Raw genomic sequence first — 11,974 nt, forward strand, 5'->3', positions numbered from 1 at the left:
TGCGCCCGCATCCGCTGCCCGTATTTGTTAAAGGCTAGGCAACCATTGGAGTCAGCTAAACACCATGGCAACGATTAATCAGCTAGTGCGTAAGCCGCGCAAGCGCCCCGTTACTAAAAGTGACGTGCCCGCGCTTCAGGCTTGTCCGCAAAAGCGCGGCGTATGTACGCGCGTATACACCACTACTCCCAAGAAGCCGAACTCGGCCCTGCGTAAGGTTTGCCGTGTGCGCCTGACCAACGGTTTCGAAGTTTCTTCTTACATTGGTGGTGAAGGTCACAACCTGCAGGAGCACTCTGTTGTTCTGATTCGCGGCGGTCGTGTAAAGGATTTGCCAGGTGTGCGTTATCACACCGTTCGTGGCGCCCTTGACACCTCTGGCGTACAGAATCGTAAGCAGGGCCGTTCCAAGTACGGTACTAAGCGTCCGAAGTCTTAAGGCAGCTTGCCGTCACGCTGCGTTTGCAGCGTATGTAACGTAATGTCCAACACGAATATGATGGTCTGATAAGAGTAAGGTCGGGCAGTGCAGGGTAGTCGATACTAAGCGCGAGTTCCGGGTTTACCTGAAGGATCCTTAATTGAGGGCTTATCATGCCTAGAAGAAGAGTTGTAGCTAAACGCGAAATCCTGCCGGATCCCAAGTTCGGAAGTGAGCGTCTGGCGAAGTTCATGAACCACCTGATGGTCAGCGGCAAGAAGTCCATAGCTGAGCGCATTGTTTACGGTGCGTTGGACAAGGTTGCCGAGCGTAGTAGTGAAGAGCCGCTGGAAATCTTCGACAAAGCGCTGGAAACCATCCAGCCGATGGTCGAAGTGAAGTCGCGCCGCGTGGGTGGTGCGACCTATCAGGTTCCGGTTGAAGTTCGTCCGTCACGCCGCCAAGCGCTCGCTATGCGCTGGTTGGTAGACGCGGCGCGTCGCCGCGGTGAAAAAACGATGGTTCAGCGTCTGGCAGGCGAAATGCTGGATGCCGCAGAAGGTAAAGGTTCTGCTGTTAAGAAGCGCGAAGACGTGCATCGTATGGCCGAAGCCAACAAGGCTTTCTCGCACTATCGTTTCTAAGAGCGTCCCTTTCAAGAGTGACGTTTTTAAGTACGGCGTTTGTAAGCGCAGTGTTTATAAAGTTTGCGTTTATATATGCACGTTGTTTCAGCAGGGCGTCGTTGGAAGTGGTAGGTCGAGTCGCTTTGTTGCAACACCCCGCCGTTATCATTCTGTGATAGCGGCGGTAGCGTAAGGCTCACTTTTGCCACTGCTAAGTTAACGAGCATCGCCAACTAACGGGAGTTTCACCGTGGCACGCAAGACACCACTTAATCGTTATCGCAATATTGGTATCGTAGCGCACGTTGATGCGGGTAAAACCACAACGACCGAGCGGGTACTGTTCTATACCGGCTTGAATCACAAGTTGGGTGAAACACACGAGGGTGCCTCAACGACTGACTGGATGGAGCAGGAGCAGGAGCGTGGTATTACGATCACCTCTGCCGCTGTCACCACCTTCTGGCAAGGTATGGCCAAGCAGTTTGATGAGCACCGTATCAACATCATCGATACGCCTGGGCACGTTGACTTCACTATCGAAGTTGAGCGTTCATTGCGCGTTCTTGATGGTGCGGTTGTCGTACTGTGTGGGTCTTCCGGCGTTCAGCCGCAGACCGAAACAGTATGGCGTCAGGCCGATAAGTACGAAGTACCGCGTATGGTCTTTGTTAACAAGATGGACCGTACTGGCGCTGATTTCTTCATGGTTGTTGACCAGTTGAAAGAGCGCTTGGGTGCGAATGCCGTGCCGATCCAGATCAACTGGGGGACGGAAGAAGACTTTAAGGGCGTTATCGACCTGATTCAGATGAAGGCTATCCTGTGGGATGAGGCTAGCCTGGGTATGAATTTCGAACTCGTGGATATTCCGGCTGAGCTGCAAGAAACTGCCGAGAAATATCGCGAGCAGATGGTTGAAGCGGCTGCCGAAGGCTCTGACGAGCTAATGGACAAGTACCTGGAAGGCGTCGAGCTGTCGATCGAAGAGATCAAGGCGGGTCTTCGTACGCGTACTCTGGCCAATGAGATTGTTCTGGTTACCTGCGGTTCTGCCTTTAAGAATAAAGGTGTTCAGGCAGTGCTGGACGGTGTTATCGAGTACATGCCTTCGCCGACTGAAGTTAAGGCGATCGAAGGCGAGTTGGACGATAAAGACGGCACCATCGCTACGCGTGAAGCCGATGACGACGCACCGTTTGCGGCGTTGGCATTCAAGATCGCTACCGACCCCTTCGTTGGTACGCTGACTTTTATCCGCGTTTACTCGGGCGTTCTGAAGTCTGGTGACGGTGTATATAACTCCGTTAAGCAGAAGAAAGAGCGCGTTGGCCGTATCGTACAGATGCACGCTAACTCGCGCGAAGAGATCAAAGAAGTACTCGCTGGCGATATTGCGGCATGTATCGGTCTGAAAGATGTCACCACGGGTGATACCCTGTGTGATATTGATAACAAGATCGTTCTTGAGCGCATGGAGTTCCCGGATCCGGTTATCTCGGTTGCCGTTGAGCCGAAGTCCAAGGCTGACCAGGAAAAAATGGGTATTGCACTGGGTAAATTGGCCCAGGAAGATCCTTCTTTCCAGGTGAAAACCGACGAAGAGACCGGCCAGACGATTATTTCTGGTATGGGTGAGCTTCACCTGGATATTCTCGTTGACCGTATGCGTCGCGAGTTTAAGGTGGAAGCCAATATCGGTAAGCCGCAGGTAGCATACCGCGAAACTATTCGTGGCAGCATTGAGCAGGAAGGCAAGTTTGTACGTCAGTCCGGTGGTCGTGGTCAGTACGGTCACGTTTTGCTGCGTATTGAGCCGCTGACTGCTGAAGAGAAGGGTGAAGGCGAAGAAGAGATTTTCTTCAAATTCAACTCTGAGATCGTAGGTGGTACGGTTCCCAAGGAATACGTCCCTGCGGTTGAGAAAGGCGCTTACGAGCAGCTTAAAAACGGTGTCATCGCGGGTTACCCGATGATCGACGTTAAAGTGACGCTGTTCGACGGCTCCTTCCACGACGTAGACTCTAACGAGACTGCGTTCAAGATTGCTTCTTCTATGGCAGTGAAGGAAGGTGCCAGGAAGGCCAAGGCCGTGCTGCTGGAGCCGGTGATGAAGGTCGAAGTCGTGACTCCCGAGGAATTTATGGGCGACGTCATGGGCGACCTGAGCCGTCGTCGCGGTCTGGTGCAGGGTATGGATGACTCTTCTTCTGGTAAAGTCATTCGTGCGACGGTGCCGCTGGGTGAGATGTTCGGTTACGCAACCGACCTGCGCTCACAAACCCAGGGCCGTGCGAGCTACTCTATGGAGTTCTCGAAGTACGACGAGGCGCCCTCCAGCGTCGTTGAAGCCGTCATCAATCAAAACGGTTAACCGTTAGCTAACGTAAAGAGGTTATAGCAGTGGCTAAGGAAAAATTCGAACGTTCCAAACCGCACGTCAACGTCGGCACCATCGGTCACGTCGACCACGGTAAAACGACTCTGACTGCGGCCCTAACCCGCGTATCTGCTGAGGTTTTCGGCGGCGATTGGCGTGAATTTGATACTATCGATAACGCTCCTGAAGAGCGCGAGCGTGGTATCACTATCGCGACTTCCCACGTGGAGTATCAGTCTGAAGAGCGTCACTACGCGCACGTTGACTGCCCGGGGCACGCTGACTACGTCAAGAACATGATCACCGGTGCTGCGCAGATGGACGGCGCGATCCTGGTATGTTCTGCTGCTGACGGCCCGATGCCGCAGACGCGCGAGCACATCCTGCTGTCTCGCCAGGTTGGCGTTCCGTACATCGTTGTGTTCCTGAATAAAGCGGACATGGTCGATGACGAAGAGTTGCTTGAGCTGGTTGAGATGGAAGTTCGTGAGCTCCTCGACGAGTACGACTTCCCGGGCGATGACACGCCGATCATCACTGGTTCAGCGCTGATGGCTCTGAACGGTGAAGATGAGAACGGCATGGGTACTACCGCCGTTGCTAATCTGATCAAAGCTCTGGATGCTTACATTCCTGAGCCGGAGCGTGCTGTCGACCAGCCGTTCCTGATGCCGATTGAAGACGTATTCTCTATCTCTGGCCGTGGTACTGTTGTTACCGGTCGTGTAGAGCGCGGTATTATCAATCCGGGTAGCGAAGTTGAGATCGTGGGTATCCGCGAGACCACCAAAACCATCGTTACCGGTGTTGAAATGTTCCGTAAGCTGCTCGACGAAGGTCGTGCAGGTGAGAACGTTGGTGCGTTGCTGCGTGGTACCAAGCGTGATGACGTTGAGCGTGGTCAGGTTCTGGCCAAGCCGGGTACTATCAACCCGCACACCGAGTTTGAAGCCGAAGTTTACGTACTGTCCAAAGAAGAAGGTGGTCGTCACACGCCTTTCTTCAAGGGCTACCGTCCGCAGTTCTACTTCCGTACCACTGACATCACTGGTACCTGTGAACTGCCGGAAGGTGTTGAAATGGTAATGCCGGGTGACAACGTTCAGATGGTTGTTACCTTGATTGCTCCGATCGCTATGGACGACGGTCTGCGCTTCGCTATTCGCGAAGGTGGTCGTACCGTTGGTGCTGGCGTTGTGGCAAAAATCGTTAAGTAATCGATTTACTTGATCGATGAAGGGGGCTCTCGCGAGCCCCCTTTTCTGCGCACCAATAGCAAATGTTTGACATGGGCTTTTGGCGTGCCTATAATGCGCATCCTTTGAATGCGTGGGTAGACGGCTCGCGCCGTCGACATCCATTGGAGTTTAGGGCAAATGCAGAACCAAAAGATTCGCATTCGGTTGAAAGCGTTCGACCATCGCCTGATCGACCAGTCCACAGCGGAGATTGTTGAAACCGCTAAGCGTACTGGTGCTCAGGTTCGTGGGCCGATCCCGCTGCCGACCAACCGCGAGCGTTACACCATCCTGGTTTCACCGCACGTCAATAAGGATGCGCGTGATCAGTATGAGATTCGTACGCACAAGCGTGTGCTCGACATCGTTGAGCCAACTGAAAAAACAGTTGATGCGTTGATGAAGCTTGATCTCGCCGCTGGCGTAGACGTGCAAATCAAGCTCAACTAATTACACTAGACACTTGCGGCCCAGCGTTCATCATTTATCGCATGAACAGCAGCCGCCGCGCCGTGAGGCGCCACACAATGTGCTAGTGGAATGCTCTGGAAAGGGCAGCCATAGCGGGTGATAGCCCCGTACACTATAGGAGACTGAGTATGACTATCGGTTTAGTCGGTACAAAGGCCGGGATGACCCGTGTCTTTACCGAAGATGGCGCATCCGTGCCCGTGACCGTTATTGAAGTTGATCCTAATCGTGTGACGCGCGTTAAGACCATTGAGTCTGACGGCTACGCAGCGGTTCAGATCACTACAGGTTCTCGTAAAGCCAAACACCTCACCAAAGCGCAGGCTGGTCAGTTTGCCAAAGCGGGTGTTGAGGCTGGTCGTTCACTGATGGAATTCCGCCTTGCAGAAGGCGAAGAAGCTCCAGAAGTGGGTGGCGAACTCACCGTATCCCTCTTCGAAGCTGGTCAAATGATCGACGTGACCGGCACCTCTAAGGGTAAAGGCTTCCAGGGTGCTGTTAAGCGCTGGAACTTCCGTACCCAAGACAACAGCCATGGTAACTCCCTGTCGCACCGCGCGCCGGGTTCTATCGGCATGTGTCAAACACCTGGTCGCGTATTTAAAGGCAAGAAAATGGCCGGTCAAATGGGTAACGCCCGTTGCACCGTACAGAGCCTTGAGATCGTCCGTGTTGACGCCGAGCGTAACCTGCTGCTGATCAAGGGCGCCGTACCGGGAGCACCCGGCAGCGACGTTATCGTTCGCAGCGCCGTGAAAGCTGGCTGAAGGGGATAATTACCAATGAATCTGAATCTTGCTGCAGGCACGGGTACCGTTGAAGTAGCCGACGCCACTTTTGGCAAAGAATTCAACGAAGCGCTAGTTCACCAGGTTGTTACCGCCTATTTGGCTGGTGGCCGTCAAGGTACTAGCGCTCAAAAGAGCCGTTCGGATGTTCGCGGTGGTGGTAAAAAACCGTGGCGTCAGAAAGGTACCGGTCGTGCACGTGCTGGTACCATCCGTTCTCCGCTGTGGCGCAGTGGCGGCGTAACCTTCGCGGCACGTCCGCAAGACTATACCCAGAAGGTTAACCGCAAAATGTACCGCGCGGCGATGCGCTCCATCCTGTCTGAACTTGTCCGTCAAGAGCGTTTAGTCGCAATTGAAGAGTTCAGCGTCGAAGCGCCCAAGACCAAGCAGGTAGCTGCCAAGCTGAAAGAGCTCAACCTTGAGAAAGTGTTGATCGTCACTGAAGAAATGGACGAAACGCTCTATCTAGCCGCACGCAACCTTCCCCACGTTGACGTGGTGGATGTCGCGGCAGCTGACCCGGTGAGCCTGGTTGCCTTTGATAAGGTCCTGGTCACCGTCTCCGCCCTGCGTAAATTCGAGGAGAAGCTGGCATGAACCAGGAACGCGTATTCAAGGTTCTGCTTGGACCGCACGTGACCGAAAAGGCCGCGATGGCTGCAGAGCGCAACCAGTACGTTTTCAAGGTGGCATCTGATGCTACCAAGCCCGAGATCAAGAAAGCCGTTGAAATACTGTTCGGCAAACAGGTCGGCAGCGTTCAAGTGTTGAACGTTAAGGGTAAAACCAAACGTACTGCACACGGCGTTGGCCTGCGTAAGGGTTACCGCAAAGCGTATGTGACCCTGGCTGCGGGTGAAACGCTCGAAGACTTCTCTGGCGCCGAATAAGGGCAGGAGTACGGATAATGGCAATCGTCAAGACCAAACCCACATCCGCCGGTCGTCGCCACGTCGTCAAGATCGTTGGTGAGGGGCTGTACAAGGGCCGTGCGTATGCACCGCTTTTGGAAAAACAGTCCAAGTCCGGTGGCCGTAATAATAACGGTCGCATCACCACCCGCCACGTGGGCGGTGGTCACCGTCAGCACTACCGTTTGATCGACTTCAAACGCACCAAGGATGGCATCCCAGCCACTGTTGAGCGTCTTGAGCACGATCCGAATCGTAGCGCGCATATTGCACTATTGAAATATGCAGATGGCGAGCGTCGTTACATCATTGCACCGAAAGGTGTCAGCGCGGGTGACGTGCTGGAATCTGGTGTCAACGCGCCCATCAAAAAAGGCAATGCCTTGCCGCTGCGCAACATTCCGCTTGGTTCTACCGTTCACGGTATCGAACTGAAGCCGGGTAAAGGCGCGCAGATTGCTCGCAGTGCCGGTACTAGCGCTCAGCTGGTTGCTCGTGAAGGTAACTACGCCACCTTGCGTCTTCGCTCTGGCGAAATGCGTAAGATCCTGGCTGAGTGCCGCGCAACGCTGGGTGAAGTGAGCAACTCCGAGCACAGCCTGCGTCAACTTGGCAAGGCCGGTGCGAAGCGCTGGAGAGGCGTGCGTCCGACTGTTCGCGGTGTCGCGATGAACCCGGTAGACCACCCGCACGGTGGTGGTGAAGGCCGCTCTAGCGGTGGTCGTCACCCGGTATCCCCATGGGGCATGCCGACCAAGGGTCACAAGACGCGTAAGAACAAGCGCACCGACAAGCTGATTATCCGTCGTCGTAACAAGACGCGTTAATCGAAATTGCCAAGAACTTAAGAGGTAACGGCTGTGCCACGTTCACTAAAGAAAGGTCCCTTCATTGACCTTCATCTTTTGAAGAAGGTAGAGGCTGCAGTGGAGAAGAACGACCGTAAACCGATCAAGACCTGGTCGCGTCGTTCGATGATCCTGCCCAATATGGTAGGTCTGACTATTGCGGTCCATAACGGACGCCAGCATGTCCCGGTGCACGTCTCCGAGGAAATGGTGGGTCATAAACTTGGCGAATTCGCTGCTACTCGCACATATCGCGGGCATGTGGCGGACAAGAAAGCCAAACGGTAAGCCAGAGAGGATTTAGAGATGGAAGTCACAGCTAAGCTGAGTGGCGCTGCTTTATCCGCACAGAAGGCCCGTTTGGTGGCTGACCAGGTGCGCGGTAAACCGGTCGCCGAAGCTATTGACCTGCTGACCTTCTCACCGAAGAAGGCTGCCAAACTGGTCAAGAAAGTGCTTCAGTCCGCCATCGCGAATGCGGAAGAAAATAACGGCATGGACATCGACGAGCTGCGTGTCTCGACCATCTGCGTCGATGAGGGCATGACGCTCAAGCGTATCAAGCCGCGCGCCAAAGGCCGTGCGGATCGTATCTTGAAGCGCACCTGCCACATCACCGTCAAGGTAGCCGAGAAGTAGGAGTCGACCAGATGGGTCAGAAAGTCAATCCAACAGGCATTCGACTGGGCATCGTCAAAGACCATGCTTCTGTCTGGTATGCCGAGCGCGGCGCCTATGCCGATAAGCTCAATAACGATCTCGAAGTGCGCAGCTTCCTGGAAGAGCGTCTTAAAAGCGCTTCCGTAAGCCGCATTCACATCGAGCGTCCGGCTAACAATGCCCGCATCACCATTCACACTGCCCGTCCGGGTATCGTGATTGGTAAAAAAGGTGAAGATGTCGACCGTCTGCGTCGCGATCTTACCGAAATGATGGGCGTTGCGGTTCATGTGAACATCGAAGAAGTTCGCAAGCCAGAGCTGGATGCCAAGCTAGTCGCTGCTAACGTAGCGGGTCAGCTTGAGCGTCGCGTCATGTTCCGTCGTGCCATGAAGCGCGCGGTACAGAACGCAATGCGTCTTGGCGCTGGCGGCATCAAGATTCAGCTGTCAGGTCGTCTTGGTGGTGCCGAAATCGCACGTACCGAATGGTACCGCGAAGGTCGCGTTCCGCTGCACACTCTGCGTGCGGACATCGACTACGCCACTTACGAAGCTCACACCACCTATGGCGTCATCGGCGTTAAAGTGTGGATCTTCAAGGGCGAAATCCTCGGCGGTATCGAGGAAGTACGTGCCAAGGCTAAGCAACAGCAGCCTGCCGGCAACGCGCCCAAGAAGAAAGGTTCCAGGTAAGGGGAGAGCGAGTCGATGTTACAGCCCAAGCGTATGAAATTCCGCAAGATGATGAAAGGCCGCAACCGTGGCCTGGCGCATCGCGGAAGCAAGATCAGCTTCGGGGAGTACGGTCTGAAAGCTACTGGTCGCGGCCGCATCACTGCGCGTCAGATCGAAGCCGGCCGTCGTGCGATCACACGTCACGTTAAGCGTGGCGGTAAAATCTGGATCCGCGTTTTCCCTGATAAGCCGATTTCCAAGAAGCCGCTCGAAGTTCGTATGGGTAAAGGTAAAGGTTCTGTTGAGTACTGGGTAGCCCAGATCCAACCGGGTCGGGTCCTGTACGAAATTGAAGGCGTATCCGAAGAGCTGGCCCGTGAAGCGTTTGAACTGGCCGCACAGAAGATGCCCTTATCCACCACCTTTGCGAAACGGACGGTGATGTGATGAAAGCCCAGGAAATTCGTGAAAAGTCAGCAGGAGAGCTCAAAGAGCAGCTCCTCGAGCTACTCCGCGAGCAGTTTAACCTGCGCATGCAGAAGGCCACTGGCCAACTGAGCCAGACTCATCTGCTCAAGCAGGTCCGTCGGGATATCGCCCGCGTTAAGACTGTGCTCAACGAGAAGGCAGGTGATTGAGATGGCCGAAGAGAAAAAAACCCGTACGCTCACCGGTAAGGTGGTGAGCGACAAGATGGATAAATCCATCGTCGTTATGATCGAGCGTCGTGAACGTCACCCGATCTACGGAAAATACGTTAAGCGCTCCACCAAGCTGCACGCCCATGATGAGGCGAACCAGGCTAAGGCAGGCGATACGGTTTCCATTCAGGAGTGCCGTCCGCTTTCCAAAAAGAAAGCCTGGACGCTGGTCGAGGTGGTTGAGCAGGCTAAGGGTTAATTACCTAAAGTCTGCCGATCAGTGCAGTCAGATTAGGTTTGGAGAAAACCGATGATTCAGACTCAGACAATGCTGGATGTCGCCGACAACAGCGGAGCGCGCCGGGTGCAGTGCATCAAGGTGCTAGGCGGTTCACACCGTCGCTACGCCCGCGTTGGTGACGTCATTAAGGTAACGGTGAAAGAAGCTATTCCGCGTGGCAAGGTCAAAAAAGGCCAAGTCATGAAAGCGGTAGTGGTTCGCACCCGTAGTGGCGTCCGTCGTAGTGACGGTTCGCTGATCCGTTTCGATGGAAATGCGGCGGTTTTGTTGAATAACACCAACGAACAGCCGATCGGCACGCGCATCTTCGGGCCGGTTACTCGTGAGCTTCGTAATGAGAAGTTCATGAAGATCATTTCCCTAGCGCCTGAAGTGCTGTAAGGAGCGAGGCGGATATGCAAAAGATCAAACGTGACGATGAAGTCATCGTCATCGCCGGGAAGGATAAAGGCAAACGTGGTACCGTTAAGCGGGTATTAGAAAACCGCTTCGTGGTATCGGGTGTGAACATGATTAAACGTCACACCAAGCCGAATCCCATGGCGGGAAATCAGGGCGGTATCGTCGAGCGTGAGGCTCCGATTCACGCGTCCAACGTAGCCATCTTCAATTCGGAGACCGGTAAGGCGGATCGCGTCGGCTTCCAAGTTAAGGAAGACGGTACCAAGGTACGTATCTACAAGTCGACGCAGACGCAGATCGACGCCTAACGCGAGTCGGGTAGCAAAATGGCGAACTTGAAAGAACGTTATCAAAACGAGGTCGTAGCTCAACTCAAAGAGCAGTTCAGCTACAGCAACGTTATGCAGGTACCCCGGATCACGAAAGTGACTCTGAACATGGGTATCGGTGAAGCGGTTAGTGATAAAAAACTGATCGACAATGCCGTCGGTGACCTGGAGAAATTGTCCGGTCAAAAGCCGCTGGTGACCAAAGCACGTAAGTCCATCGCGGGCTTCAAGGTGCGCGAAGGTTGGCCGATTGGTGTCAAAGTAACGCTGCGCGGTGAGCGTATGTGGGACTTCTTGAACCGTCTGGTTAACATTGCGATTCCTCGCGTGCGTGACTTCCGTGGTCTTAACCCGAAGTCTTTTGACGGTCGCGGCAACTACTCCATGGGTGTGCGTGAGCAGATCATCTTCCCGGAGATCGAGTATGATAAAATCGATCGCATTCGGGGGCTGGACGTCACTATCACTACTACTGCCAACACCGACGAGGAAGGTCGTGCGCTGCTAGCGTCACTGAACTTCCCGTTTAAGAAATAAGGGTTGGATCATGGCTAAGAAAAGTATGGTAGAGCGTGAGCTCAAACGTACGCAGCTGGTCGAGAAGTATGCGGCCAAGCGTACTGAGCTCAAGGCAATCATCTCAAGCGTGAATACGTCTGAGGAAGAGCGCTTCGAGGCGACGCTGAAGCTGCAGCAACTGCCGCGCGACTCAAGCCCGGTACGTCAGCGTAACCGCTGCCGTATCACGGGTCGTCCGCACGGTTTTTACAACAAGTTCGGCCTTGGCCGCAACAAGCTGCGTGAAGCCGCCATGCGTGGCGACGTCCCTGGTCTGAAAAAGTCCAGCTGGTAACGCCACGTAGAATCATCAGGAGCGCACATTAAATGAGCATGCAAGACACTCTGGCGGATATGTTTACCCGTATCCGCAATGCGCAGATGGCCACCAAGGAGACGGCAGTCATGCCGTCTTCCAAGTTGAAAGTGGAAGTGGCCCGCGTGCTAAAGGAAGAAGGCTACATTACCGACTTTGCGGTTGCTGAAGGCGCTAAGCCTGCACTAACCGTCACTCTCAAGTACTTTGAGGGTAGGCCGGTCATTGAGCACATTCAGCGGGTTTCCAAGCCGTCTTTGCGTCAGTACAAGGGCAAGGACAACCTGCCCAAGGTTGCCGATGGTCTGGGCATCGCGATTGTCACCACCTCTAATGGTGTCATGACCGATCGTGCCGCACGCCAGGCGGGTGTAGGTGGCGAAGTCATCTGCACCGTATTCTAG

20 protein-coding genes are annotated in these 11,974 nt (G+C 54.3%); all 20 read left to right on the top strand.

What is annotated here, in order from left to right:
- Positions 1–64 precede the first annotated feature (64 nt).
- The 20 genes from rpsL to rpsH all read left to right on the top strand — a co-directional run bounded on the left by rpsL (position 65) and on the right by rpsH (position 11,974).
- A complete protein-coding gene (rpsL, locus tag ACT3RQ_RS06620; RefSeq protein WP_009098973.1) occupies positions 65–439 on the top strand; it encodes a 30S ribosomal protein S12 in 375 nt (124 codons plus the stop codon).
- A 155-nt stretch (positions 440–594) separates the two neighbouring features.
- Positions 595–1,065: a 30S ribosomal protein S7 gene (gene rpsG, locus ACT3RQ_RS06625; protein WP_018917738.1), complete on the top strand. Its 471-nt coding sequence runs from the start codon at positions 595–597 to the stop codon at positions 1,063–1,065.
- 232 nt (positions 1,066–1,297) lie between these two features.
- Positions 1,298–3,421 carry an elongation factor G gene (fusA, locus tag ACT3RQ_RS06630; protein ID WP_444680166.1) on the top strand — a complete coding sequence of 708 codons (2,124 nt, stop codon included), beginning with the start codon at positions 1,298–1,300 and terminating at the stop codon, positions 3,419–3,421.
- Positions 3,422–3,450: 29 nt separating this feature from the next.
- Positions 3,451–4,644 carry an elongation factor Tu gene (gene tuf, locus ACT3RQ_RS06635; RefSeq protein WP_172117716.1) on the top strand — a complete coding sequence of 398 codons (1,194 nt, stop codon included), beginning with the start codon at positions 3,451–3,453 and terminating at the stop codon, positions 4,642–4,644.
- A gap of 159 nt (positions 4,645–4,803) precedes the next feature.
- Positions 4,804–5,115: a 30S ribosomal protein S10 gene (gene rpsJ, locus ACT3RQ_RS06640; RefSeq protein ID WP_087108956.1), complete on the top strand. Its 312-nt coding sequence runs from the start codon at positions 4,804–4,806 to the stop codon at positions 5,113–5,115.
- A gap of 149 nt (positions 5,116–5,264) precedes the next feature.
- Complete coding sequence (rplC, locus tag ACT3RQ_RS06645; protein ID WP_193053646.1) at positions 5,265–5,903, top strand: 50S ribosomal protein L3; 639 nt, start codon at positions 5,265–5,267, stop codon at positions 5,901–5,903.
- A gap of 15 nt (positions 5,904–5,918) precedes the next feature.
- Positions 5,919–6,524 carry a 50S ribosomal protein L4 gene (gene rplD, locus ACT3RQ_RS06650; RefSeq protein WP_193053645.1) on the top strand — a complete coding sequence of 202 codons (606 nt, stop codon included), beginning with the start codon at positions 5,919–5,921 and terminating at the stop codon, positions 6,522–6,524.
- The gene (gene rplW / locus ACT3RQ_RS06655) at positions 6,521–6,817 is read left to right on the top strand and encodes a 50S ribosomal protein L23 (protein ID WP_087108950.1); all 297 of its coding nucleotides are present in this window, start codon (positions 6,521–6,523) and stop codon (positions 6,815–6,817) included. Before rplD ends, rplW begins: the two co-directional genes overlap by 4 nt.
- A 17-nt stretch (positions 6,818–6,834) precedes the next feature.
- Positions 6,835–7,665 carry a 50S ribosomal protein L2 gene (gene rplB, locus ACT3RQ_RS06660; protein WP_193053644.1) on the top strand — a complete coding sequence of 277 codons (831 nt, stop codon included), beginning with the start codon at positions 6,835–6,837 and terminating at the stop codon, positions 7,663–7,665.
- 33 nt (positions 7,666–7,698) lie between these two features.
- A complete protein-coding gene (gene rpsS, locus ACT3RQ_RS06665; protein ID WP_027337511.1) occupies positions 7,699–7,974 on the top strand; it encodes a 30S ribosomal protein S19 in 276 nt (91 codons plus the stop codon).
- 18 nt (positions 7,975–7,992) lie between these two features.
- A complete protein-coding gene (gene rplV, locus ACT3RQ_RS06670; protein WP_009723900.1) occupies positions 7,993–8,325 on the top strand; it encodes a 50S ribosomal protein L22 in 333 nt (110 codons plus the stop codon).
- 11 nt (positions 8,326–8,336) lie between these two features.
- Complete coding sequence (rpsC, locus tag ACT3RQ_RS06675) at positions 8,337–9,041, top strand: 30S ribosomal protein S3 (RefSeq protein ID WP_193053643.1); 705 nt, start codon at positions 8,337–8,339, stop codon at positions 9,039–9,041.
- Between the two features lie 15 nt (positions 9,042–9,056).
- Complete coding sequence (gene rplP / locus ACT3RQ_RS06680) at positions 9,057–9,470, top strand: 50S ribosomal protein L16 (RefSeq protein ID WP_007112000.1); 414 nt, start codon at positions 9,057–9,059, stop codon at positions 9,468–9,470.
- Positions 9,470–9,661, top strand: a complete 192-nt coding sequence (gene rpmC, locus ACT3RQ_RS06685) for a 50S ribosomal protein L29 (protein ID WP_027337514.1) — start codon at positions 9,470–9,472, stop codon at positions 9,659–9,661. Before rplP ends, rpmC begins: the two co-directional genes overlap by 1 nt.
- A gap of 1 nt (position 9,662) precedes the next feature.
- Entirely contained in the window at positions 9,663–9,923 is a 261-nt protein-coding gene (rpsQ, locus tag ACT3RQ_RS06690; protein ID WP_009723897.1) for a 30S ribosomal protein S17, read from the top strand.
- 51 nt (positions 9,924–9,974) lie between these two features.
- The gene (gene rplN, locus ACT3RQ_RS06695; protein WP_172117712.1) at positions 9,975–10,346 is read left to right on the top strand and encodes a 50S ribosomal protein L14; all 372 of its coding nucleotides are present in this window, start codon (positions 9,975–9,977) and stop codon (positions 10,344–10,346) included.
- A gap of 14 nt (positions 10,347–10,360) precedes the next feature.
- The gene (gene rplX / locus ACT3RQ_RS06700; RefSeq protein WP_009723895.1) at positions 10,361–10,675 is read left to right on the top strand and encodes a 50S ribosomal protein L24; all 315 of its coding nucleotides are present in this window, start codon (positions 10,361–10,363) and stop codon (positions 10,673–10,675) included.
- An 18-nt stretch (positions 10,676–10,693) separates the two neighbouring features.
- Positions 10,694–11,233, top strand: a complete 540-nt coding sequence (rplE, locus tag ACT3RQ_RS06705) for a 50S ribosomal protein L5 (protein ID WP_444680167.1) — start codon at positions 10,694–10,696, stop codon at positions 11,231–11,233.
- A 10-nt stretch (positions 11,234–11,243) separates the two neighbouring features.
- Positions 11,244–11,549, top strand: coding sequence for a 30S ribosomal protein S14 (gene rpsN / locus ACT3RQ_RS06710; RefSeq protein ID WP_172117711.1), 306 nt, complete (start codon positions 11,244–11,246; stop codon positions 11,547–11,549).
- 32 nt (positions 11,550–11,581) lie between these two features.
- On the top strand, positions 11,582–11,974 hold the full coding sequence (rpsH, locus tag ACT3RQ_RS06715) for a 30S ribosomal protein S8 (protein WP_444680168.1): 393 nt from the start codon (positions 11,582–11,584) through the stop codon (positions 11,972–11,974).

Origin of the sequence: Halomonas sp. AOP43-D1-4, from assembly GCF_052446175.1 — a bacterium.
Taxonomy (GTDB): Bacteria; Pseudomonadota; Gammaproteobacteria; order Pseudomonadales; family Halomonadaceae; genus Vreelandella; species Vreelandella citrativorans.

Bases quoted from the DNA above. Each gene is read 5' to 3' on its own strand.
- rpsL (WP_009098973.1), top strand. From the start codon at position 65: ATGGCAACGATTAATCAGCTAGTGCGTAAGCCGCGCAAGCGCCCCGTT.
- rpsG (WP_018917738.1), top strand. From the start codon at position 595: ATGCCTAGAAGAAGAGTTGTAGCTAAACGCGAAATCCTGCCGGATCCC.
- rpsJ (WP_087108956.1), top strand. From the start codon at position 4,804: ATGCAGAACCAAAAGATTCGCATTCGGTTGAAAGCGTTCGACCATCGC.
- rplC (WP_193053646.1), top strand. From the start codon at position 5,265: ATGACTATCGGTTTAGTCGGTACAAAGGCCGGGATGACCCGTGTCTTT.
- rplD (WP_193053645.1), top strand. From the start codon at position 5,919: ATGAATCTGAATCTTGCTGCAGGCACGGGTACCGTTGAAGTAGCCGAC.
- rplW (WP_087108950.1), top strand. From the start codon at position 6,521: ATGAACCAGGAACGCGTATTCAAGGTTCTGCTTGGACCGCACGTGACC.
- rplB (WP_193053644.1), top strand. From the start codon at position 6,835: ATGGCAATCGTCAAGACCAAACCCACATCCGCCGGTCGTCGCCACGTC.
- rplV (WP_009723900.1), top strand. From the start codon at position 7,993: ATGGAAGTCACAGCTAAGCTGAGTGGCGCTGCTTTATCCGCACAGAAG.
- rpsC (WP_193053643.1), top strand. From the start codon at position 8,337: ATGGGTCAGAAAGTCAATCCAACAGGCATTCGACTGGGCATCGTCAAA.
- rplP (WP_007112000.1), top strand. From the start codon at position 9,057: ATGTTACAGCCCAAGCGTATGAAATTCCGCAAGATGATGAAAGGCCGC.
- rpmC (WP_027337514.1), top strand. From the start codon at position 9,470: ATGAAAGCCCAGGAAATTCGTGAAAAGTCAGCAGGAGAGCTCAAAGAG.
- rpsQ (WP_009723897.1), top strand. From the start codon at position 9,663: ATGGCCGAAGAGAAAAAAACCCGTACGCTCACCGGTAAGGTGGTGAGC.
- rplN (WP_172117712.1), top strand. From the start codon at position 9,975: ATGATTCAGACTCAGACAATGCTGGATGTCGCCGACAACAGCGGAGCG.
- rplX (WP_009723895.1), top strand. From the start codon at position 10,361: ATGCAAAAGATCAAACGTGACGATGAAGTCATCGTCATCGCCGGGAAG.
- rplE (WP_444680167.1), top strand. From the start codon at position 10,694: ATGGCGAACTTGAAAGAACGTTATCAAAACGAGGTCGTAGCTCAACTC.
- rpsN (WP_172117711.1), top strand. From the start codon at position 11,244: ATGGCTAAGAAAAGTATGGTAGAGCGTGAGCTCAAACGTACGCAGCTG.
- rpsH (WP_444680168.1), top strand. From the start codon at position 11,582: ATGAGCATGCAAGACACTCTGGCGGATATGTTTACCCGTATCCGCAAT.